This is a genomic window from Rhizobium sp. TBD182, assembly GCF_001950375.1.
GTDB classification, from domain to species: Bacteria; Pseudomonadota; Alphaproteobacteria; order Rhizobiales; family Rhizobiaceae; genus Agrobacterium; species Agrobacterium tumefaciens.
Genome location: NZ_BDLN01000001.1, coordinates 527,592 through 549,913, shown reverse-complemented (window position 1 = coordinate 549,913; position 22,322 = coordinate 527,592). Strand labels below are relative to the sequence as shown.

Sequence of the window (22,322 nt, the reverse complement as noted above, 5' to 3'; positions counted from 1 at the left end):
GGCACGGGTAGCATCCAGCTCGCGGCGGATATCGTGGCTGGAGCGGCGGATTTCGTCCGTCGCGCCGGCAAAACGGCTGACAGCTTCCTCAACTGCCTGACGCAGCGTTTCCTTGAGGTTGGCGGCGGCGGCATTCGATTTTTCCGAGGCACTGCCGAGCAGGTTGTCGACTTCCGAAAGCGAGGATTCGACACCGCCACGCAGGCGGTTGACCAGCTCGTCGGAATATTTCTGCGCGTCGGAAAGCGTGCTCTCGATCGAACGGCTGGCATCCTGACCAGCGGCGAGCAGGGCGCCCCGCATGGTCTGTGCTGCCGAGCGGGCGCGCTGTTCCGTCTCGTCGAGCGAACGGCCGATATCGGAGAAGGATGCCTGCAGATTGTCACGCAGGTTGCCGGCGACGTTCTGCGAACGCTCCTCGGCCTCGTTGAGCGTGGTTTCCACCACGCTGACGACGCCGCGCATGGCGGTTTCGATTTCCTCGGATCGCTTGACTAGTCCGACAGACAGGCTGCGAAGTGCATCCTGACGCTCTTCCAGCGTACCGACAAGGCTCGACTGCGCGGCATTGAGCAGTTCGGACGCCTGGCTCAGAACCTTCGAATGTTCCTCGAAACGTCCGACGATGCCGGCAACCTGCGCCAGTGTCTGGCCGGAAATATTCGACAGACGATCGATCTTTCCTTCCAGCAGACGGCTGGAGCTGGACACCATGTCGGCGGCCTGCGAGGCGGATTCGGAGAAGCGGGTGGCCGATGCGTTCAACGCTTCGTCGGCCGTGCCGAATTCTTGCGCGGCGCGCTCAACCGCAGAGTTGAAGTTGTTTGCCGACTTTTCGACGATTTCGGCCATGCTGTTATGGGTCTGCGACAGCATATCCGTGCTCTGGCGCGTGGCGGCGACAAGCTTGTTTGCCACATCGCTTCCCGTGCGGGTATATTTGTCGATACCTTCTTCGACGGCGTCGGCCATGGCCGTATGCGTCTGCGACAGCATGTCCGTGCTCTGGCGGGTTGCCGCGACAAGCTTGCTTGCTGCCTCGCTTCCGGCATTGGCATAATCGCTGATCGCCTGTTCAACCATGCCGACCATGCCGCTGTTGCTCTGCGACAGAAGTTCGGCGCTCTGCTGGGCGGCGGAGACGATCTTTTCTGCGGCTTCGCGACCGATGGTGGCGTATTCGTCGACGACAGGCTTTGCCTTCTCTTCGATCAGGCGCGACAGTTCAGCAGAACGGCTGGCCAGCATCGAGTTGAGTTCGCGAGTGCGGTTGTCCAGCGCCGAGCGGATGGATTCGCCGCGCGCATCGAGAGCGGATTCGACACCGGTCAGGGTCTCGGAAATGACGCCCACCTGCGAGCGCACGACCGCTTCGGCCTCGGCAACCTTGTTGACGATGATGTTGCCCGCCTCGGAGAAGGTCTGGGCGACGGCTGCCGCCTGGCCGGACAGGCGCGTCTGTGCATCCGAGATGCGATTGACGATCTCGCCGGAGCGTTCTTCGATCGCCTTGGTGAAAGCGTCGTTCTGCGCCTGCACCTGTTCGGCGAATTCCGAGCCGGTTTTCGCAAGCAGGGCAGTGGAACGAACGGCTTCTTCGTCGATGCTCTGGGTGGCGGAAATGACCGCCCCACGCAGGCCGACCGCGAGTTCGCTCGCCTTGCCTTCGATGGTGCGGTTGACGTTTTCGAGGCCGATCGTCAGCGCGCGGTCCATGGTGCCGAGGCGTTCATCGATGCGGGCCGAACCGGCATCGAAGGTTTCCGCCAGACGGCTGGTGCGGCTTTCGAAGGTGTCGGCAACCCGTATCGTCTGCTCGTCCAGAATGCCGGTGATACGTTGAGCAGCATCGTCGCTGGTGCGGGCGAAGGCGGCTGTCTTGTCTTCCAGCGCGTCGGCAAAGCGACGTCCGGCATCCTCGATCGACGTGTTGACGTTGCCGAGATCGCTCGACACACGCTCCTGCAGCGCTCCGAGCGAAGTCTCGATGCGGGTGCCGGTCTCGTCGAGCCTGCCCGTGACGCTTCCGATCGAGGTTTCGATCCGCGAGGAGAGAGCATCGGTCGCACCGCCGATTTCGCGGGCGGCCTCACCGATCTTGACTGCAATATCGCCGGCGCTGTTGCGAAGACGCTGTTCCAGCGTGGCTGCACTGCCGTCTATGGCCTTCTGCAACGTCTCCTGCTGGGTTTCGAGCGAGAGTTCGAGCATGCTGGCGCTGGATGCAACGGTGGTGCCGATCATCATCGCCTGCTCGGAGAGCATGTCGCCCATCTGGGTCGTGGCTGAGCTCAACGTCGCGGCGATGTCCGCCTGGCGCTGCTCGAGCGCGGTACGGATGTCTTCATGCGATTGCGAGAGGTTGTTTTCGAGGCGGGAGACGCCTTCTTCCACCGTCTGCGCAAAACGGCTGCTGCCGTCTTCCACGACGCTTTCGATGCGGCTGGCCGCGCCGGAGACGCTCTGCTCGATCAGGCCGCTATTGCGCTCAAGCGACCCGGCAATGCGTTCGGCCTGCGAACCGAGCATGGTCTCCAGCCGCTCGTGGCCGCTGGCAAGTGCGTTTTCAAGCGTGAAAGCCGTCGATTCCAGTCGCTGGCCGACGCCTGCGGCCGCGAGCGACAGTGACGCGGTTCTGGCATCCATCGCCTCGGAGATACGCTCCTCAACGCCGGAAATCGTCATGTCGAGCGCCATGGTGCGGCTGTCGAGCGCGTCCGCGATGCGTTCTTCCGCACTGGAGACAATGCCGGAAAGGGCGGCAGTGCGGCTGTCCAGGGCATCGGCAATACGATCTTCGACCCCGGAAACCGCCGAGTGAAGCGCAGCAGTGCGTCCGTCGAGGATGTCGGCGATCTTTTCCTCGACACCGGAGAAGCTCAGGTCGAGCGCCATGGTGCGGCTGTCGAGCACGTCCGTGATCCGCTCTTCCGCGCCGGATACGACATTTTTGAGCGAAGCCGTGCGGCTGTCGAGTGCGCTGGCAATGCGGGTCTCTGCACCGGCCACCAATTCGCCAAGAACGGCGGTGCGGGTATCGAGCGCTTCGGTAATTTTTTCCTCGGCGCCGGAAAACGCCATGTCAAATGCCATGGTGCGGCTGTCGAGTGCATCCGCAATGCGTTCTTCAACGCCGGAGACGACGGCGTTAAGCGCCGCCGTGCGGCCATCGAGCGTTTCTGCGATACGGGTCTCTGCACCGGCCACCAATTCGCCAAGGACGGCGGTGCGGGTATCGAGCGCTTCGGTAATTTTCTCCTCGGCGCCGGAAAACGCCATGTCGAGTGCCATGGTGCGGCTGTCGAGTGCATCCGCAATGCGTTCTTCAGCCCCCGAAACGACTGCGTTGAGTGCTGCCGTGCGACCATCAAGCGTTTCCGCGATACGGCTCTCGGCACCGGCAACCACGTCGCCGAAGGTGGACGTGCGGCTGTCGAGTGCGCCCGCAATCCTCTCTTCGGCACTTGCCACAATGCCGGACAGAGCGGAGGTGCGGTTGTCGAGCGTTTCCGACAGCCTCTCCTCGACGTTGGCGAAGGTCATGTCGAGCGACAGCGTGCGGCTGTCCATCGTGTCGGCGATGCGTTCCTCGACGCCGGAAATGGCGCTGGAAAGAGCGGCCGTGCGGCCATCCAGCGTCTCGGCAATACGGTTTTCCGCACCGGATACGACGTCGTGCAGGGCAGCCGTGCGGCTTTCCAGCGTATCGGAAATGCGGTCCTCGATGCCGGAAACGGCGCCGGTGATGGCGGCGGCGCGGGTTTCTAGCGTTTCCGAAAGACGGCGCTCGACATCGGCAACGACGCTGTTGATTGCGGCTGCACGCTCCTCAAGCATCGCGGCTAGACGTTCCGCCGTGCCGGAGACCGAGCCGGTAATGGCCAGCGAACGGCTGGCAAGCGCCTCGTCGAAACGGTCCTGGCTTGCCGAAAGCGCGCCAAACAGGGCATTGCTGCGCTCCGCCAGCACGCCGTCGATCTTCTCGTGCGAATTGGCGAAGGCATCGGTGATTTCAGCGGTGCGCTGGCCGATTGCGTCGCTGAACGCGCGGGTACGGGTCTCAAGCGCGCTTTCGAGCATTTCCTGGCCGGTGCCCAGTGCGGTTGCAAGTGCAAGCGACTGGTCGGTCATGGTGTTGCCGATGCGCTCAAGTCCGCTGGTCAGCATGGTGTCGAGGGCTTCGGAGCCGCCAGCAACGGTTTCGTTGATCCGGGCGAGGCTCTCCATCAGCTTGCTGTCGAGGCTGCCGGCGCGCTGGTCGAAGGCACTGGCGAAATCCGCCACATGTTCGTCGAAGGCGGAGTTGACCTGGCCGACCGTCGCCTGCAGGCGTTCTTCATAGAGGCCGGAGCGAAGATCGAGATCCATGATCGCGTCATCAGCCGTGCTTTGCAGGCTCTGGCGGAAGGACAGGCCTTTTTCTTCAAGCGTCGTGGACAGCTTGTCGAGCACGTTATCCAGCGAACCGCCGATGATCTGCTGGCCGCGATCGATATTGCGGTTGAGTTCGAGCGTGCGGGTGGAAAGGGTCTCGTTGAGCTGGCGGGTGCGTTCCTCGAGTGCGCTGTTGAGGCTTTCCGCGCCGCTGTCCAGCGTCGAGGCGTGGATCGCGAAGCGTTCCAGCAGCACTTCGCCGCGCTCGTCCAGCGTCGAGGTGAGGTTGTGCAGACGCATGTCGAATTCGCTCGACAGCGTTGCGCCCGAGGAATTCAGTGCCTGAAGCAGGTTTTCGGTCTTGGCGGCAATCAGGCTGCCCATCGCCTCGGTCGAGGCGCGCGATTTTTCGAGCAGCGCGGCCGAGCGTGTGTCGATCATCGAGGCGAAGGCCTCGCCGGTGGTGGAAAGCCGCATCGAAAGCTCTTCGCCGACGATGGAAAGCTCTTCCTTGATCTGTTCCTGCGCGCCTACAATGGAGGAGCGGATACGCTCCGCATGGTTGACGATAGCGTCACGCTCGGCGCTCAGTTCCTGCACGAGGCTGCGCACGCGCAGTTCATTGTCTGCATAGCTGCGCTCAAGCGCGTTGACTTCAGAATGGACGAGCGTTTCGAGTTCCGTCGCGCGGGCAATGGTGCGCTCGATGCCATCGTTCATGGCCGAGACTTCTCGGCGAACCGCCTGGCCGACGGACATGATCCGGTCGGAGGCGACAGTTTCGGGTTCGGCAAGACGAAGGGCGACTTCTGCCATCGACCGGGCAGCGTTGCGCAGATCGCGGGCACGCGCCATCATGATCGCGAAGGCGAAGAACAGCATGATCGGAACGACGATGCCGACGACGATCGCCATCAGCCCAGGTATTGCGGCGAGATCGGCAACCGAGCCGATGTTCCAGAGTGCACTGCCGTAGATAAGATGCGCGATGCCGAGGCCGCCGAGCGCCCAGATCACCGACATGATTGTCGCGTTTCTGAGCGCGCCGCCGATGGAGCCGCCTTCGAGCGATTTCAGGATCATGGCCGGGCTGCGCTTGGAGCCGTCGTTGGCAGCTTCCAGATTGGGGGATCTGGGCGCCTGTTCGACTGGCGCGCGCGCGGCCTCGGGAGCAGGGGTCTGTCTGCTTGCTTCCTTCAATCTGGCCTCCGGCTGCTTTGGCGCTGTCGTCTTCCGCGATTCCGGCTTGTCTTCGAAAGCACCAAGCTGCAGGGCGTCTTCCAACGCCTGAAATGCAGTCTCGTCGACAGAGTCGCTGATCTTGTTATTCGCCATGCGGTTACGCCTCGTTACACATACGCCCGGCTTCATGCCGTTTGACCATCTGCGACCCGCAAATGGACTGCCGCCATCATGCCAGCGGAACATTATCCCGTTAAAGAGAACAATTCCGCCATTACCAATCCCGAATTGCTGGTGGTCCAGCTTTCGGGCGAAATTACATCACTGTGCCGGAATAACAAAGCTTGAGCATAAGCCTCGTCGGAACGGCAGTACCGTAGTGACACATTTAGGTGTTCGAAACAATTAATGCGGGTTTGCCGCAGCAGCGAAGTGTCGGCTTTTTAACAGTTTTTAAACCTGAGTTTCACGCTGAACGCCTTGTTTCGCATAAGTTTAACATAAATTAACCATAGCAGAAGATTTTCGCCCGCGTCACGCCGTAATTTAAGCTGATAGCACCGGCTTCAATGCGTAAATACGACACAGATGTGACACGAAACAGGAAACGGCGAGACAAAGGAATTTCAGATATGGCAGCCGTCAGTATTGCTTTCGAAGCTCCGGATAATTTTGGTGGTGCGCCGGCCGCCGCGACAAGACCAATCGATTTCGAACATCTCGCCCGCCAGACGATGGGCGACAAGGAACTTGAAATCGAGGTGCTGCAACTCTTCAGCCGTAACGCCCGTGCTGCCCTGCATGAAATGGCCGGCGCTGACGACAAGACCGTCAAGGCAACTGCCCATCGTCTGAAGGGGGCCGCGCAGGCGGTTGGTGCCTCCACCGTTTCCACGGCGGCGGCGGCAGTGGAGGACAAGGGCAACGATAGCGCTGCTGTAGCCAGACTTGCGGCAGCGATTGTCGAAGCGGAAAATTTCATCCTCAAGCTCTGCCGTTAAGGCGAATCCAGTCTGTTTTACAGGGCCGGTTGCCCTTGGCGCCTGCGAGAAGCGGGTTGCCAAGGCGAACCGGCCTTTCTATGTGTTTGTTTAGAACAGTTCTTAGACACCATTTTGGATCTCCGGCATGACAAAACTGACCATTGTTGCCTTTGACGGCACGCCCCATGAACTCGACGTAAGCAACGGTTCCACCGTAATGGAGAATGCCGTGCGCAACTCCATACCTGGCATCGATGCGGAATGCGGCGGCGCCTGTGCCTGTGCGACCTGTCATGTCTATGTGGATGACGCATGGGCGGAGCGCGTCGGCGGACCCGAGCCGATGGAAGAGGACATGCTGGACTTCGCCTTCGAAGTACGCCCGACCTCGCGTCTTTCCTGTCAGATCAAGATGAAGGACGAGCTTGACGGCCTAGTCGTTCACGTTCCCGAACGTCAGGGCTGACGGCAAGCCGCATTATATGCCACAGAAAAAGCCCCGCTCACCTGTTAGCGGGGAGCGGGGCGAGGCGGGTACGCAGCATGCAAGCGAGGGAGGAAACACCTGCGAGCCTCAAGTGCGCACCGGGAGAACCGGAGGTGGTTTTGAACGCCGGACCCCTGCGGATCACCACCGTTAAAAACCATGTGAACAAGCTACAATGAGTCTCGTCGACCGCACCATGACGAGAAGTCACGGGTGATATCGAACATGACGTAACGTGATGTTAGCGTTGCGTTTCGCGTCCAGGGGAGTATGGGCGGAAAGGCGGCTCAGCGCCGGTTCTGGCCCTGTTCAATCCGGTTCTTCAAAAGCCGGGTCATGCGCGCGTCGAAGTTTTTCGATTCCACGATATCGAACCTCAACTGATCCTTGTCGTGCTCGTCCATGACGGTCTGGGTGATCTTGCCGACCATTGCCTGTAGCGTTTCACAGTCTTTTTGCGGACGAAGCGCCGTCAGTTGCCTTTCGAGCGAGCGGGCATGGGTGCGGGCGATTTCCGCGTGCCGTTCCTCGTGGCGCTTGATATCTGCAAGCAACGTATCCCAGATGAAGGCCAGTTCCGCCGTGGTGCGGCGGCGGTTTTTCCATTGCGGCAGGAGAATACGGGTGTTCAGCAACACCTTAGTGCTCCCAACGCTGCACATGCCGTTTTTCTCGACATAGGTGAGTTCGCCGCCGAATTTGATCTCGGTGGCACCGGGATGGCGTGCGCCGGTGTTGCGCGTCAGCGGGCCATGCTTGGAAAGCTGCTTGTCGAGGTCAGCGGCGGTTTTACCGCTGATCGAAAAATAGGAATAGGTCTTGCTGACGATGGTTTCGGAAAAGGCCGATCCGGGCATGGAAAAGGCTAATGCGCCTGCGAAAACGGCGCAAAGAGCACGTGAAGATATGGTCATAACCCGGCCTTCCGGTTGAACTTGAAAAACGTTTGCTGCATAGGCGGAGCGAAACTTATAAGAATTGGCATAACACTCCGTTATTCCCGAAAGGCGCGTGTTACGTGATAACAGCCGGCAGCAATGTGTGGCAAGCGGCCCATGGTCGCTCCCTGAAACTTGATGGACGTGGCCGTATTATGGCCATCGTCAATGCGACGCCCGATTCCTTTTCGGATGGCGGCCGTTATCTTGCCGTTGATGCGGCTTTTTCCCATGCCCTGACCTGTGTCGAGGAGGGGGCGGATATCATCGATGTCGGCGGCGAATCCACCCGCCCGGGCGCGGCCGAGGTGACCGAGGGTGAGGAACAGGATCGCGTGCTGCCGGTTATCGAACGGCTCCGTCGCGAGACGGATGTCCTGATTTCCGTCGACACCTACCGCGCGTCCACGGCAAGGCTGGCGATCGAGGCGGGCGCCCATATCGTCAACGATGTTTTCGGCCTGCAGAAGGACGGGAACATGGCGGGTGTGGTTGCCGCCGCGCGCGCGGGCGTCTGCATCATGCATACCGGGCGCGACAGGCAGAAGCGCGCCGATGTTATCGAGGATCAGTTCGAATTCCTCAATCGTTCGCTTGAGATGGCGGAAGCTGCGGGAATCGCCCGCGACGCCATCGTGCTCGATCCCGGTTTCGGTTTTGCCAAGGACGAGCGTGAAAATGTCGAGCTGATGGCGCGCTTTGGCGAACTTGCCGCGTTTGACCTGCCTGTTCTGGCCGGGACGTCGCGCAAGCGGTTCATCGGGTCGCTGACGGGCAGGGATGCGGCCCAAGAACGCGATATCGGAACAGCAGCGACGACAGTGATCCTCAGGCTGGCGGGTGCCGCGATTTTTCGCGTGCACAATGTCGCCGTAACACGCGACGCTTTGGCAATTGCCGACGCGGTTCTTGCCAAAGCGTCGGCAAGGCCCGATGCATAGATCAATAGATGCCGGAGTGCCGCATGCCTTAAAAGAGGCCGGCTATTCCGGTATAACCCCGCCATGGAGGCGATGCGATGAGCCGCTACACCATTATTCTGAAAAACTGTTCCTTTTTCGCCCGTCATGGCCTTCTCGAGCAGGAGGAGGTGCTGGGCCAGCGCTTTTTCGTCGATGCCGAGATGGAGGTTGAAGCGGGTGACGCGCTCGAAACCGACGATATCGAAAATACCGTCGATTATGGCGTCGCCTTCGCCGTTATCGAAAAGATCGTCGTCGGCCAGCGTCGCTACCTGATCGAGGCCCTCGCCAACGATATCGCCAAGGCCCTGCGCGCGCGTTATCCGCAGATTGTCTGGCTGCGTATCACGGTTCGCAAGCCCTCTGCGCCGGTTCCCGGCATTCTCGACTATGCGCAGGTGAGTGTTGAACACCGTGCCTGACAGGATAACAGTTGCCGCACTAGGCCTTGGCGGGAATATCGGTGACCCTGCGGCTGCAATGGCCAGAGCCTTGCGCGAACTGGATGCGCACGGCGATTGCCGGGTGCTGTCTGTCTCCGGGCTTTATCGCACGCCGCCCTGGGGTAAGACGGACCAGGCGGATTTTTTCAATTGCTGTGCGCTGGTCGAAACCTCGCTTTCAGCACCCGCGCTGCTGCAATTGTGCCTCGATATCGAAAAGGGCATGAAACGGGTCAGAACGGAGCGCTGGGGGCCACGCACCATCGATATCGACGTGCTGACCTATGGTAATGAAGTTGTCGTTACGGAAAGCATTGAAGTGCCGCATCCGCGCATGACGGATCGTGCCTTCGTGCTGATGCCGCTAGCCGATATCGCACCCGATCTCGATGTCCGGGGCAAGCCCGTGCGGGAATGGCTGCGGCAGGCGGATAAAACCGGCATCATCAGCGCAAACGAAAAACGGGAGTGGTGGACACTCCCGCTTGGCGATGGCTGAAAAGGTCGCGGGTTTTACGGCTTGATCGAACCGACGGCGATCTGATCGATGTCGCGCGCGAGTGTGACGCCGATAACCGGGATCATCTGGTCGGCGACCTTGACGGAAATGGTGATGTTCATCGAATTGTCGTTCGAGACGCGGGCGACCATGGCACCGTTGAGCTTGGCGCGATTGATGCCCACAACGACCTTGTCACCGCTGACCTGCCCGGAAATGATGTCCAGTCCCTTGCCTTCGGCGCCGTCGAGGAACTTGCCCTCGTAAGAGCCGCCCTTCTGGCTGATGACCGCGGACATGGGCTGGCTGAAGACGCCGACGCGGCAGGTGCCGGCGAGCTTGATGCCCGTCTGCTTGTCGTCGAGCGGCTCGCCCGTCAGGTCGCAGGTGAACTTGGTGCCCTTGTACTTGCCGGCGACGATTTCGCCCGGACCTTTCCAGCTTCCGGCAACGGAACGGAAAAACACGTCGTCGCGATCGCGCGATGCGGCATGGACGTCAGACAGGCCAAAGCTGCCGCTGACGGACAATATGGCGGCAAGTCCGCCCACAAGCGAAAAGAAGCGCGAATACATGATACTTTCCCCGGCGAAGAAGCCTGTTCGATAAGCGGCAATCTACCGGCGGAATGGTTAATGCTTGGTTTATTTCGGCTTTATTTACAGCTTCGTCCGTAACCTTTTGAGCCGTACAAGTCCGGCTGATCAGGCTTTTTGACCGGTTTTTCCGCCACCAAGATCGGGCGTGAGGTCAGACATGAAATCACCTATGCCGGGTCGCTTTACCGCCTTGAAGGGTAGCGGGCGGCACAGATCCATCGCCGCAATGCCGATTCGTGCCGTCATCAGACCGTTTATGACACCTTCACCCAGGCGTGCGGAGAGTTTTGAGGCAAGCCCGTGACCGAGAACCTGCTGGGCAAGCCCATCACCGACGGCGATCGAACCTGTGACCGCGAGATGGGCGACGACGTCACGCAAAAGCCTGAGCATGCCGAGCGTGCCCGGCCGGCCGCCGTAAAGTTCCGCCATGGCGCGCACCAGCCTTGTGACCTCGAACAGCACATAGGCGAGATCGACCACGGCGCGTGGGCTGACGGCGGTAACGACGGAGACGCGTTTGGAGGAGTTGAGGATCAGCGCGCGGGCCTGCCGGTCGAGCGGCACCAGCAATTCGCGTTCGGCAAGCTCGATCAGATGCGGCCCGTCGATCACGTCGTTTTCGGTGTCCTTGAGTGCGGCGCGCCCCTTGGCCGTTTCGGCGCGGTGGGAGAGAACTGCATTGAGGCGGGTAACGATGGCGCGGGCGGGTTTCGGGCTCTTGTCGAGGCTGGCCGTCTCCGCATCGGCTTTCAGCGATTGGACGGCGTTGAGCCGCATGATGCCGAACACTTCTCGTCCGACCAGAACGAGGACGGCAAAAAGCGCAACAAGGAGCGCAATGCTCGCCGTGTAACCCAGCCAGTCGGAGCGGGAAAAGAGATTGCGGATAAGCTGATCCGCCCAGAGCCCGAAGGCCAGCGAGAACAGCACGCCGAGTGCACCAAGCGCGAGCTTGCCGAAGGAGAAGCGGCTTTTCTTCGGCACGGCCACCGGCAATGCGGCGGCATCCGTCTCTTCAGGTGCTAAAAATGGATCATCCTCATCGGGCGTCAGGGAAATCTCGGTGTCGAAGCTGCGCGGTGCGCGTTTTTGCGCGACGGTTGCGCTTGCCGTTTCTTCGGTTTCGAGCGTGAAAGCCGCCGGGCGGCGTGCCTGCGGATCGTTTGGTGTGGGAGCCTTCATGCGAGCTTGTCTCCAAACAGGAACTGCATGGCGCGGTCGAGCCTTATGTGGGGAACGGAAAGCCGGATGCCGCCGCTGCCCGGTTCATCGATATTGGGGGGGCGGAAACGCACGACATTGACGTCCGGCAACGTCGCCTTGTCGCCATCCCTGTCGATGCTGCGGAAAAGCGGCTCCGGGTCTTCGGGCAGGTCGCCGGGAAAGATCGCCGTTTTACGGTTGCCGTCAAATATCTCGCCGTTGATGGTTTCACCCGCCATCGGTGTGCCGACGATGACCGGAAGCTCGTGGCCGTCCTGTCTCACGCTTGCTTCCCGCGTAGCGCGCACCGAAGCCAGTGCCATGACCTCGATACCGGCACCATTCATGCCGATGGTGGTGATGGCGCGGTCCACCAGACGGCGGGTTAGCCGTTCCAGCCGGTCGTGGCTTTCATGATGCAGGTGGTCGGCCTTGGTAGCGGCAATCAACACCTTGTCGATGCGCCGGCCCAGCAGCGATGACAAAAGACTGTTGGTGCCAGGGCGGAAACAGGCGAGAACATCGCCCAGCGCCCGTTCCAGATCCTGCACCGCCTCCGGGCCGCGATTGACCGCCTGAAGAGTGTCGATCAGCACGATCTGCCGGTCGAGGCGGGCGAAATGTTCGCGGAAGAAGGGTTTTACCACGATTGCCTTGTAGGCGTCGTAGCGCCGCTCCATCATGGCGCGCAGCGACCCCTTTGGTGCCTTGTCGTCTGTCAGGCCCGGCAGGGGCGCAAAGGTCAGCGCCGGTGATCCTTCGAGATCCCCCGGCATCAGCAGACGGCCAGGCGGCAAGGTGGAGAGCGACCGCTCGTCGGATTTGCAGGCCTTCAGATAGGCGGCGAAGCTTTCCGCGAGGCGTCGCGCCGTTATCTCGTCGGCGGGCGCATTGATGTCGAGCGAGGAGGCTATTGCCAACCACTCCTGCGCGAGTTCGGCGCGGATGCCATTTTGCGCCAGCGCGACGGTACTGTCGCTGAAGCTCTTGTAGTCCTGCGAAAGCAGCGGCAGGTCGAGCAGCCATTCGCCGGGATAATCGACGATATCGATGGAGAGCTTACCTGCGGAAAACCAACGGCCCCAACCGCTGGCGCTCTGGTAGTCGAGCGTGATCCGCAGTTCAGAGATTGCCCGTGTCGAATCCGGCCAGAGCCTGTCGCGTACCAGAGCTTGAATATGGTCCTCATACTGAAACCGGGGAATGGCATCGTCCGGTTGCGGCTCCAGACGCACATTCGAGACGCGCCCGGAACGCATGGCCTCAAACAGCGGCAGACGACCGCCATTCAGAAGATTGTGGACGAGCGAGGAGATGAAAACCGTCTTGCCCGCCCGCGAAAGACCGGTGACGCCAAGCCGCAATGTCGGATTTGTAAGGGTGCTCGCACGGTCGGCCAGATTGTCGAATGCAATGAGCGCACTGTCTGTCAGGGACGTAAGAGAAGGCGGCAATGGCAGTTTCCCAGCTATTTTTCACGGTCACAGCTGCAATATAGGAAGGGACGATTGCCCAAAAAAGAAGCGCGCCAATGGATTTTCAACGAGTCCGGCTTCGGCAACGCATTGGTCGCACGCTGCTGCGGCTATTTGCCGGGCGAGAGAAAATCGACCAGCCGCCAGCGATTTTTACCATTCCCGGCACTGTCGTCGTGATCGAGAACCGCAAGACCGGATGTCGGAAAACCGGAGGGCAGGGCGGCATGCAGCAGGTCCTCGCCTATCATCGCCTCCAGCGTCGCCTCCCTTGTGGGGTTGTGCCCGACCAGCATCACGGACTGTGCGTCCGTTTGCGCGGCGATGAGAGAAAGATAGGTTTCGCTGCGCGCATTGTACATTTCGTCGATATAGACGATGTCGATGCCCTCGTTGAAGGCCCGCTGCCAGGCCTGCGTGGTCTGTCGGCAGCGCGTGGCCGTGGAGGACAAGAGCATGTCCGGGCGGTAGCGCCGGTCGGCGGCAAGGTCGGCGATGATCTCCGCCTCGGCAAAACCGGCCTCGTTCAATCCCCGGTCGAAATCGCGTTCTCCCGGTGCCGCCCAGGCGGCCTTGGCGTGGCGCAAAAGATACACTCGGCTCGGAGAAGATGCTGTCAAGGGCGGGGACCGACGTTCGAATGGGAGGCAATGGAGGAATGCTACAGGATAGGGTTGCATGACCGCAAGTCCTCTTTCCTGTTGGTAAGTCGCGTTTAAGTGATTTAAGAAGAGATCGCTTGAATACGAATAAAGGATAAAAATTAGTCATTTAGATGATTTTTGTGTCAGTTTTAAAAATGCCTGAAAACTGATCTGTAGACTTGAATCAGCCTATATCATTGGAGTATACACCGCCGCATTGAGATGTTCTTCGAGGAGAATCGCGTTGAGTGAGAAGATCGATCTTAGCAAATATGTGCTCTCGGAAGACGACGAGTTCATGAATGCAAACCAGCGTGCCTACTTCCGCGCGAAGCTGGTGGCCTGGAGAAACGACATCCTGAGAGAAGCGCGCGAGACCCTCGGACATCTCGCCGAAGAAAGCGCCAACCATCCCGACCTAGCCGATCGGGCATCTTCGGAAACTGACCGGGCGATCGAACTTCGCGCCCGTGACCGCCAGCGCAAGTTGATCTCCAAGATCGACTCTGCCCTTCAGCGGATTGATGACGGCACTTACGGTTACTGTGAAGAAACGGGTGAGCCTATTGGCCTCAAGCGCCTCGACGCACGACCGATAGCGACCCTGTCCATCGAGGCGCAGGAACGTCACGAGCGTCGTGAAAAAGTCTACCGCGACGAATAAGGCGCAGCGTTGCTCCGGGCGCTTCGGCGAGCCGGCCAATGAACAAAACCAAAATGACAAAGGGCACGGATTTGTTTCCGCGCCCTTTTTTTGTTTTGAATGTCTGTCTGCCGACAGATGTGAACCTGTCAGCGGTCGCGGGTAACGGAAAGTTCGCCGAAAATACGCGCCATTTCCTTCTGCATGTCGCCATCCGGCGTTGCACCGGTAACAGGCGGCGAGACGGGTTCGGTTTTTGGCTTTTCCGCAGCAGCGGCGACTGCCTGTTCGCTATCCGCATCCTTGCTCTTGGCGATCTCCGCCTCAAGAAAGCTTTCGAAATCGCTGGCAAGGTCATCGGAAAATTTCGGCTCGGCGTTAGCGGAGACGACGGGCGGATTTTCGGGCTTTGGCGCAAAGGGCGCAGGCGCATCTTGCCCCGGTTTCAGCCCGGGTAGAACGCGCTCGCGCGCGGCATCCAGAAAATCTGCGGCATTCGTTTGGTCGATGACCGGTTCGCGCGCGGCAAAAACCGGCGGGGCAACGACCGTCGGCCGTTCTTCAGGAGCCGTTGCCTGGACAGGCGGTGCGGGCGGCGCCGAGGGTAGAGGAGCCGGCGCGAAGGGATCAGGGCGACGCTGTTCCGGTCGCTCGGCGGGCATGTCGAGCGATGCGGCGGCGAGAGGCAGAACAGCGGCGGCCGGTGCCGCAATGACCGATGCCGGTGGTGGCGCAGGACGGGTAGTATCCCTTTCCGGGGCGACAGGTCTTATCGGTGCAACGGGCTCGCGTGCCGTCATGGGCGTGGATACCGGTTGCGGCGGCGTAGACGGACGTGGTGGCAGCGATGCGGCCGGTGCAGGGGTGGGTGCTGGACGAGCAGCCGGGGCGGGCGGGTCCGGCCGCTGCGGCTGCTTTACGGGCTCTTCCGGCAAGGAGGCTGGAGATGCCGCTGCGATTGGCTGCTGTGGCAAAGCTGGGCGGCTTTCGCGAGGGATCGGCGGTTCAGCCCTTTTAGGTTCGCTGTCCTGACGCGGCAGCGCCTTGAGTTCCGCTTCCTGCGGTTCGCGCACTTCCCTGACGATTGGGATCGCGCCGATACCACTCTCGATGACGATATCGGTTGGACCGCCGATCATGACAAGATGCTCGACATTGTCGCGGCGCACCAGCACCAGACGGCGCCGGGCGTCCACCGCCGTCGCATCGAGAACCTGCAAGCGCGGCTGCCGGTTGCGACCGCCACGGATAAACGGGGCCGCCCCGCCGCGCCTGCGCAGTATCCAGAGAACAATTGCCAGAACAAGCAGGGCTAGACCGACACCGACGACGGCGACGATGAGATTGTTTCCATAGGTGCCGATAAAATCTTCCATCATGGAGATCATCCCTTCAGATTTTTTCGTGCAATTAATATTGCCGTGGTTCTTATAATGTGAACGTCAAGCAGGAAAAGACGATTTTTTTAAGCGTGATACAAGGTTTATTCATTTCGTCCCCAGGATCGTCTCATCGGCTGGCCGGGCGCCACCAAAGTGTCATATCTTTCCCTTCAATGCCGGGGAGCAATGAAGGTTGCAATTCTCTCTTCGAAGGAGCGATTGTAAATGCTTGCGAAATTGCTGGTTGACGGGTTTCCGGTAAGAGTTTTCATTTTTGTTGTTTTATTTGGGTTGCCGGGATCTGTTTTTCCCGCTCAGGCCGAGACGGCGGATGACAAGGCGTCCGAAAATCCTGCGAACATGATTGAGTTCGTAAGAGACAATCCATCCTGTATCGATTTCACGGATGGATGCTCGGTTTGCGCGGTTGCGGATGGCAATATCGTCTGCTCCGCGCCGCGCATTCAATGCCAGGTTAAAGCGCTGACCTGCAGCCGCAAAATAGGCTTCTGAGGCATTTGCGCCTCTTTAGGGCCGTTTCTCTGTGCGATTTTAAGCCTTTGTGGTGCAGCGGAGCTTTTTGACGGTCAAGCGAGTTGCTACAAGAAATTCTACTGCCCGATTCCGTTGAGGAAATAGGGCTGACCGAATGACGACCTGCAGGACTGCGAGGCCAAGATGACACGGGTGCGCGAGACAAGCGACAACGACCTTCCGCTGGTGGACAGGCGTGCCCGTTCCGGCACGGTTCTGCGGATTCTGCTGCTGGCGCTGGTGCTCATCGCCGCCGCCGCTGCTTTCGTCTATTTCAAGGATTCGCTGGAAAACGAAATCGTGCTCGGCATTCTCGGCGTGCTGGCGATGATGGGTATCTTTTTTCTGGTGTCGTCGATCATCGGTTTCATCGAGGTCATGCCGCAGTCGCAATCGGACGGGCTGGCCCGCCGTTTCCTGTCGGCGCACCCGGACGGCACGCTGATCACCGATGCCAAGGGGCATATGGTCTACGCCAACGCCACCTATTGCCGGATGAGCGGCACCACGAAGGCGAGCGATATTCAGAGCCTGGAGACGCTGCTCTCGCGCAGCCGGGAATCGACCGAGGCGCTCTATCGCCTCATCAATGTTTTGCGGGAGGGGCGTGACGGTTACGAGGAGTTCCGTCTGCTCAAGCCGCTCGGGGAGGCCACTTCCGGCGGGCCGCACTGGTACCGGCTGAAAGGTCGGGTGCTGAAGGATGCGGGCGGCGAGGCGCTGCACGTCTTCCAGATCGCCGACATCACGCCTGAGCGGGAAGATCAGGAACGCTTCTTCCGCGAATTGCAGAACGCCATCGACTATCTCGACCATGCGCCGGCCGGTTTCTTTTCCGCAGGTCGCAAGGGTGAGATCGTTTATCTGAACGCCACCCTGTCCGAATGGCTCGGCATCGATCTCGCGCAATTTTCGCCCGGTTCGATGACTGTGTCGGACATCGTCGCCGGCGAGGGTATGGCGCTGATCGAATCCGTCCATCCGCAGGGTTCAGCCAAGCGCACCGAGATTCTCGATCTCGACATGCGCCGGGTCAACGGCCAGAGCATGCCTGCCCGCCTCGTGCATCAGGTTACCTCGAAAGACGGCGCGCCCGGCGAAAGCCGGACGATTGTTCTGATGCGTCCGAAAGGGCAGGAGGATACGGAATCCTCGTCCGCCATGCGCTTCACGCGTTTCTTCAACAATACGCCGATGGCCATTGCCTCGCTCGACGGCGAAGGCCGCATTCTTCGTATCAACGCGCCATTCCTCAAGCTGTTCTCCGGCGTCGTCGGGCGTGACGATATCGATCGCGGCGTTGCCCTCGAAGCTATCATCCACGACAATGAGAAACCCAGGCTTGAGCAGGCGCTGGCCGAGGCAAAGGACCGGCAGGGCGATATCGCCCCGTTCGATTCCCGCCATCCGAGCGACGAGGGCCGCCATTTCCGTTTCTACGTCAATGCCGTCATCGATCAGGACGACGAGGCGCCCGAAGAGGTGGCAATCGTTTATGCGATCGAAGTGACGGAGCAGAAGGCGCTCGAAACCCAGATGGCGCAGACGCAGAAGATGAACGCCGTCGGCACGCTGGCAGGCGGCATCGCCCACGATTTCAACAATGTGCTGACTGCGATCCTGTTGTCATCAGACCATCTGCTGTTGCAGGCCCGGCCCGCAGACCCGAGCTTCGCCGACCTGATGGAGATCAAGCGCAACGCCAACCGCGCGGCGGTGCTAGTGCGACAGCTTCTCGCTTTCTCGCGCAAACAGACGATGCGCCCGGCCATCCTCAACCTGACCGACGTTATCGGCGACCTGCGCATGCTGGTAGACCGGTTGATTTCCGGCACGAATGTCAAGTTGGAAGTGGATTACGGCCGCGATCTCTGGCCGGTGAAGACCGACCTGTCGCAATTTGAGCAGGTGCTGATCAATCTTTGCGTCAACGCGCGTGATGCCATGCCCGATGGCGGCAAGATCACCATCCGCACGCGCAATGTGGATGCGGATGAAGCCGCAGCGCTCGGTCGGCCGGAAGTCCCGGCGGAAGACATGGTCATGGTGGAAGTCGCCGATAACGGAACCGGCATTCCGCCGGAGATCATGGACAAAATCTTCGAGCCGTTCTTCACCACCAAGGATGTCGGCAAGGGCACCGGTCTCGGCCTGTCGATGGTCTATGGCATCGTCAAGCAGTCCGGCGGTTACATCTATCCCGAATCGGAAGTGGGCAAAGGCACTGCGTTCCGCATCTATTTGCCGCGCCACGTGGTGGAAGTGGTGCACGTTCCGGGCCAGCAGCCGGGTGAAGCGGCACTCGCCCCTGTGGCTCTGCCCGAACCGGTGAAGGAAGAGCCGCTGGATCTGACCGGCAACTCCGCCGTCGTGCTTCTGGTGGAGGACGAGGAGGCAGTGCGGCGCGGCGGCAAGCGCATGCTGGAAACCCGTGGTTACACCGTTCATGAGGCGGGTTCGGGTGTCGAGGCGCTGGAGGTGATGGAAGAGCTGGAAGGCAAGGTCGATATCGTCGTGTCCGACGTCGTCATGCCGGAGATGGACGGTCCTTCACTCCTGAGGGAATTGCGCAAATCCTATCCCGACCTGAAATTCATCTTCGTTTCTGGTTATGCCGAGGACGCGTTTGCGAAAAACCTTCCGGCGGATGCCAAGTTCGGCTTCCTGCCAAAACCCTTCTCGCTGAAACAGCTGGCGATCGCCGTTCGCGAAATGCTCGACAACAAGGAATGACGGTGGATGGCGCGGGCGTGAGATTAGGTCCGCTGTTGCTCGCGATTCCCTTGCAGGCGCTTGGCGTCAAGGCTGAAACCACGTCAGGAAAGCCGGATAGCACCGCGCTTTCCAGCAGTGCTGTTGCAAGACCCCTGTTTTTCCCAAGGTTTGCCTCTTCGCAAACGCAATAGTGATTGCACCGTTTCACAGGGGGCTTAAAATCCGATCTTAACGACCTAGATATGTAGAGGCGAAGTTCTCCCTCCTGGTGATGACTGCCGGTTTGAGAACGGTTTGGAGAATGATGAAAGATGATCGCTGAGCCGATCTACATGCAGGGCGAGGGCGACGGGGAAGACGGCGGTACGAACCGCGGAACGTCCGTTATAACCCGCGTCAAGCCAAAGACGAAAAGACCGAATTTGTACCGTGTTCTTTTACTGAATGACGATTACACTCCAATGGAGTTCGTCATTCATATTCTGGAGCGTTTTTTCCAGAAGGATCGCGAAGCGGCGACCCGCATAATGCTGCACGTGCACCAGCACGGCGTAGGAGAATGTGGGGTGTTTACATATGAGGTCGCAGAGACGAAAGTAAGCCAGGTCATGGATTTCGCCCGACAGCACCAGCATCCGCTGCAATGCGTCATGGAAAAGAAATGAGGATCGCAACGTGCCAACTTTTTCCCCAAGTCTCGAGAAGGCGCTGCACCAGGCACTGACCTTTGCAAATGAGCGTCACCACGAATATGCGACGCTGGAACATCTCCTTCTGGCGCTGATCGACGACGCGGATGCCGCTGCCGTGATGGGCGCCTGTAATGTCGATCTCGATGCGCTGCGCAAGACTGTCAGCGATTATGTCGACAACGAACTGACCAACCTCGTGACCGGTTATGACGAGGATTCCAAGCCCACATCCGGCTTCCAGCGGGTTATCCAGCGGGCTGTCATTCATGTTCAGTCGTCCGGTCGCGAGGAAGTGACCGGAGCGAACGTGCTTGTGGCCATTTTCGCCGAGCGCGAAAGCCACGCTGCCTATTTCCTGCAGGAGCAGGAAATGACCCGTTACGATGCGGTCAATTATATCTCCCACGGCATCGGCAAACGTCCGGGCACGTCGCAGACCCGCGCTCCTCGTGGCGCAGACGAGCCGGAGGCCGACCCCAAGGCTGCACGCAGCAATCCCGAGGAAGAAGGCTCATCCGCCAAGAAACAGCAGGATGCGCTGAAGGCCTATTGCGTCAACCTCAATGAAAAGGCGAAAAACGGCAAGATCGACCCGTTGATCGGCCGTCATGAGGAAGTCAACCGCACCATCCAGATCCTCTGCCGCCGCTCCAAGAACAACCCGCTGTATGTGGGCGATCCGGGCGTGGGCAAGACGGCGATCGCCGAAGGTTTGGCCAAGCGTATCGTTGAAGGCAAGGTGCCTGAAGCGCTGGCCAACGATACGATCTTCTCGCTCGACATGGGCACGCTTCTGGCCGGAACCCGCTATCGTGGTGATTTTGAGGAACGCCTGAAGCAGGTCGTCAAGGAGCTCGAGGAATATCCCGGCGCAGTTCTGTTCATCGACGAAATCCACACCGTCATCGGTGCGGGTGCGACCTCCGGCGGCGCAATGGATGCATCGAACCTGTTGAAGCCGGCGCTGTCGTCTGGCGCGATCCGCTGCATCGGTTCGACCACATACAAGGAATATCGCCAGTTCTTCGAGAAGGACCGCGCGCTGGTGCGTCGCTTCCAGAAGATCGACGTCAACGAGCCGTCGATCGATGATGCTATCGCGATCATGAAGGGCCTGAAGCCCTACTTCGAGGATTATCATCACCTCAGATATTCCAACGAAGCGATCAAGGCTGCTGTCGAATTGTCGGCCCGCTACATTTCCGACCGCAAGCTGCCGGACAAGGCGATCGACGTAATCGACGAAACCGGTGCGGCGCAGATGTTGCTGCCGGCGTCCAAGCGTCGCAAGCTGATCACGGAACGGGAAATCGAAGCAACCATCGCGACGATGGCCCGCATTCCGCCGAAGACCGTTTCCAAGGATGACGAGATGGTTCTCGCCAACCTCGAAAAGGAACTGCGCTCGGTCGTTTATGGTCAGGACATCGCCATCGAGGCGCTGGCCACCGCCATCAAGCTGGCACGCGCCGGTCTGCGCGAACCGAACAAGCCGATCGGCTCATATGTCTTCTCCGGCCCGACCGGCGTGGGCAAGACCGAAGTGGCCAAGCAGCTCGCCGCCTCGCTCGGTGTCGAGATGCTGCGGTTCGACATGTCGGAATATATGGAGCGCCATACCGTTTCGCGTCTGCTCGGTGCACCTCCCGGTTATGTCGGCTTCGACCAGGGCGGTCTCTTGACCGATGGCGTCGATCAGCATCCGCATTCCGTGGTGTTGCTGGACGAGATCGAGAAGGCCCATCCGGATATCTACAACATCCTGTTGCAGGTGATGGACCATGGCTCGCTGACCGACCATAACGGCAAGAAGATCGACTTCCGCAACGTCATCCTCATCATGACGACCAATGCGGGTGCTTCCGAAATGGCGAAATCGGCCATCGGTTTCGGTTCTTCGCGACGCACGGGCGAGGATGAAGAGGCCATCAATCGCCTGTTCACACCGGAATTCCGCAACCGTCTGGATGCGATCATTCCGTTCTCGCCGCTGCCGACTGCCGTTATCCACAAGGTGGTACAGAAGTTCGTCATGCAGCTCGAGACGCAGCTCTCCGAGCGGAATGTCACCTTCGATCTGCACGAAGACGCGATCTCCTGGCTGGCGGAAAAGGGTTACGACGAAAAGATGGGCGCTCGCCCGCTGTCGCGCGTGATCCAGGAACACATCAAGAAGCCGCTCGCCAACGAAATCCTCTTTGGCAAGCTCAAGAAGGGCGGTGTCGTCAGCGTCACCGTCGGCAAGAAGGATGATGGTTCCGACGGCCTCAAGCTCGAGGTTCTGCCGGAAACAGCGCCGGTAAAGCCGAAGCCGGAAGCAGAGCTCAATGCTGCCAAGTCTCCGGGCAAGGCGTCTAAGGCCAAGGCGAAGTCCGCCTCGAAGGCAGCGATTGCCAATGAGGAAGCGGATGTTCTGGTTGCCGAGGCCAGCAAGCCCGACGAGGATAGCAAGCCGCGCCGCAAGGCGAATACGGTTCCGAAGGTGCCGAAGAAGAAATGATAACGGTCTTCCGACCGACAAACGGTGCCGGGCGAAAGCCCGGCATTTTCATGCCTGAAGCGCG

At 60.0% G+C, this 22,322-nt stretch carries 17 protein-coding genes; 10 read left to right on the top strand and 7 right to left on the bottom strand.

Going from position 1 to position 22,322, the window contains the following annotated elements:
* The coding region (locus T18_RS02795; RefSeq protein WP_323455173.1) for a hypothetical protein at nt 1-5,709 on the bottom strand (5,709 nt) is incomplete at its 3' end.
* A gap of 479 nt (nt 5,710-6,188) precedes the next feature.
* On the opposite strand from T18_RS02795, the gene T18_RS02790 reads away from it, so the two are divergent.
* Together T18_RS02790 and T18_RS02785 are read left to right on the top strand one after the other, a co-directional pair.
* Nucleotides 6,189-6,557 carry an Hpt domain-containing protein gene (locus T18_RS02790; protein ID WP_003512780.1) on the top strand — a complete coding sequence of 123 codons (369 nt, stop codon included), beginning with the start codon at nt 6,189-6,191 and terminating at the stop codon, nt 6,555-6,557.
* Nucleotides 6,558-6,684: 127 nt separating this feature from the next.
* Nucleotides 6,685-7,005: a 2Fe-2S iron-sulfur cluster-binding protein gene (locus T18_RS02785; protein ID WP_003512782.1), complete on the top strand. Its 321-nt coding sequence runs from the start codon at nt 6,685-6,687 to the stop codon at nt 7,003-7,005.
* A 308-nt stretch (nt 7,006-7,313) separates the two neighbouring features.
* Here the strand turns inward: T18_RS02785 and T18_RS02780 are convergent, their stop codons facing one another.
* Complete coding sequence (locus T18_RS02780; protein ID WP_038490810.1) at nt 7,314-7,940, bottom strand: DUF922 domain-containing Zn-dependent protease; 627 nt, start codon at nt 7,938-7,940, stop codon at nt 7,314-7,316.
* 179 nt (nt 7,941-8,119) lie between these two features.
* On the opposite strand from T18_RS02780, the gene folP reads away from it, so the two are divergent.
* The 3 genes from folP (at nt 8,120) to folK (ending at nt 9,868) form a co-directional block, all read left to right on the top strand.
* Complete coding sequence (folP, locus tag T18_RS02775; protein ID WP_075807480.1) at nt 8,120-8,905, top strand: dihydropteroate synthase; 786 nt, start codon at nt 8,120-8,122, stop codon at nt 8,903-8,905.
* A gap of 77 nt (nt 8,906-8,982) precedes the next feature.
* Entirely contained in the window at nt 8,983-9,348 is a 366-nt protein-coding gene (folB, locus tag T18_RS02770) for a dihydroneopterin aldolase (RefSeq protein WP_003502532.1), read from the top strand.
* On the top strand, nt 9,332-9,868 hold the full coding sequence (gene folK / locus T18_RS02765) for a 2-amino-4-hydroxy-6-hydroxymethyldihydropteridine diphosphokinase (protein WP_038490813.1): 537 nt from the start codon (nt 9,332-9,334) through the stop codon (nt 9,866-9,868). Before folB ends, folK begins: the two co-directional genes overlap by 17 nt.
* 14 nt (nt 9,869-9,882) lie before the next feature.
* Here the strand turns inward: folK and T18_RS02760 are convergent, their stop codons facing one another.
* The 4 genes from T18_RS02760 to T18_RS02745 all read right to left on the bottom strand — a co-directional run bounded on the left by T18_RS02760 (nt 9,883) and on the right by T18_RS02745 (nt 13,768).
* Nucleotides 9,883-10,443 carry a hypothetical protein gene (locus T18_RS02760; protein WP_003512790.1) on the bottom strand — a complete coding sequence of 187 codons (561 nt, stop codon included), beginning with the start codon at nt 10,441-10,443 and terminating at the stop codon, nt 9,883-9,885.
* A 129-nt stretch (nt 10,444-10,572) separates the two neighbouring features.
* Complete coding sequence (locus tag T18_RS02755; RefSeq protein WP_038490816.1) at nt 10,573-11,652, bottom strand: YcjF family protein; 1,080 nt, start codon at nt 11,650-11,652, stop codon at nt 10,573-10,575.
* The gene (locus T18_RS02750; protein ID WP_038490819.1) at nt 11,649-13,127 is read right to left on the bottom strand and encodes a YcjX family protein; all 1,479 of its coding nucleotides are present in this window, start codon (nt 13,125-13,127) and stop codon (nt 11,649-11,651) included. The genes T18_RS02755 and T18_RS02750 overlap by 4 nt, the downstream gene beginning before the upstream one ends.
* Before the next feature lie 131 nt (nt 13,128-13,258).
* On the bottom strand, nt 13,259-13,768 hold the full coding sequence (locus T18_RS02745; RefSeq protein ID WP_038490822.1) for a SixA phosphatase family protein: 510 nt from the start codon (nt 13,766-13,768) through the stop codon (nt 13,259-13,261).
* A 268-nt stretch (nt 13,769-14,036) separates the two neighbouring features.
* Between T18_RS02745 and dksA the strand changes: the two genes are divergently transcribed.
* Nucleotides 14,037-14,456, top strand: coding sequence for an RNA polymerase-binding protein DksA (gene dksA, locus T18_RS02740; protein WP_003512796.1), 420 nt, complete (start codon nt 14,037-14,039; stop codon nt 14,454-14,456).
* 128 nt (nt 14,457-14,584) lie between these two features.
* Here dksA and T18_RS02735 read toward each other — a convergent pair whose 3' ends face one another.
* Nucleotides 14,585-15,823, bottom strand: coding sequence for a flagellar biosynthetic protein FliO (locus T18_RS02735; RefSeq protein WP_038490825.1), 1,239 nt, complete (start codon nt 15,821-15,823; stop codon nt 14,585-14,587).
* A gap of 219 nt (nt 15,824-16,042) precedes the next feature.
* On the opposite strand from T18_RS02735, the gene T18_RS02730 reads away from it, so the two are divergent.
* The 4 genes from T18_RS02730 to clpA all read left to right on the top strand — a co-directional run bounded on the left by T18_RS02730 (nt 16,043) and on the right by clpA (nt 22,258).
* Nucleotides 16,043-16,330, top strand: coding sequence for a hypothetical protein (locus T18_RS02730; protein WP_038490828.1), 288 nt, complete (start codon nt 16,043-16,045; stop codon nt 16,328-16,330).
* A 165-nt stretch (nt 16,331-16,495) separates the two neighbouring features.
* Nucleotides 16,496-19,084: a cell cycle histidine kinase CckA gene (gene cckA / locus T18_RS02725; protein WP_003512808.1), complete on the top strand. Its 2,589-nt coding sequence runs from the start codon at nt 16,496-16,498 to the stop codon at nt 19,082-19,084.
* 293 nt (nt 19,085-19,377) lie between these two features.
* A complete protein-coding gene (clpS, locus tag T18_RS02720) occupies nt 19,378-19,731 on the top strand; it encodes an ATP-dependent Clp protease adapter ClpS (protein ID WP_003512812.1) in 354 nt (117 codons plus the stop codon).
* A gap of 10 nt (nt 19,732-19,741) precedes the next feature.
* Nucleotides 19,742-22,258 (top strand): ATP-dependent Clp protease ATP-binding subunit ClpA, encoded by a 2,517-nt coding sequence (clpA, locus tag T18_RS02715; RefSeq protein WP_038490831.1) that lies wholly within the window; start codon nt 19,742-19,744, stop codon nt 22,256-22,258.
* The last annotated feature ends 64 nt before the right edge of the window (nt 22,259-22,322 follow it).

Bases quoted from the DNA above. Each gene is read 5' to 3' on its own strand.
- T18_RS02790 (WP_003512780.1), top strand. From the start codon at position 6,189: ATGGCAGCCGTCAGTATTGCTTTCGAAGCTCCGGATAATTTTGGTGGT.
- T18_RS02785 (WP_003512782.1), top strand. From the start codon at position 6,685: ATGACAAAACTGACCATTGTTGCCTTTGACGGCACGCCCCATGAACTC.
- T18_RS02780 (WP_038490810.1), bottom strand. From the start codon at position 7,940: ATGACCATATCTTCACGTGCTCTTTGCGCCGTTTTCGCAGGCGCATTA.
- folP (WP_075807480.1), top strand. From the start codon at position 8,120: ATGGCCATCGTCAATGCGACGCCCGATTCCTTTTCGGATGGCGGCCGT.
- folB (WP_003502532.1), top strand. From the start codon at position 8,983: ATGAGCCGCTACACCATTATTCTGAAAAACTGTTCCTTTTTCGCCCGT.
- T18_RS02760 (WP_003512790.1), bottom strand. From the start codon at position 10,443: ATGTATTCGCGCTTCTTTTCGCTTGTGGGCGGACTTGCCGCCATATTG.
- T18_RS02755 (WP_038490816.1), bottom strand. From the start codon at position 11,652: ATGAAGGCTCCCACACCAAACGATCCGCAGGCACGCCGCCCGGCGGCT.
- T18_RS02735 (WP_038490825.1), bottom strand. From the start codon at position 15,823: ATGATCTCCATGATGGAAGATTTTATCGGCACCTATGGAAACAATCTC.
- T18_RS02730 (WP_038490828.1), top strand. From the start codon at position 16,043: ATGCTTGCGAAATTGCTGGTTGACGGGTTTCCGGTAAGAGTTTTCATT.
- cckA (WP_003512808.1), top strand. From the start codon at position 16,496: ATGACACGGGTGCGCGAGACAAGCGACAACGACCTTCCGCTGGTGGAC.
- clpS (WP_003512812.1), top strand. From the start codon at position 19,378: ATGATCGCTGAGCCGATCTACATGCAGGGCGAGGGCGACGGGGAAGAC.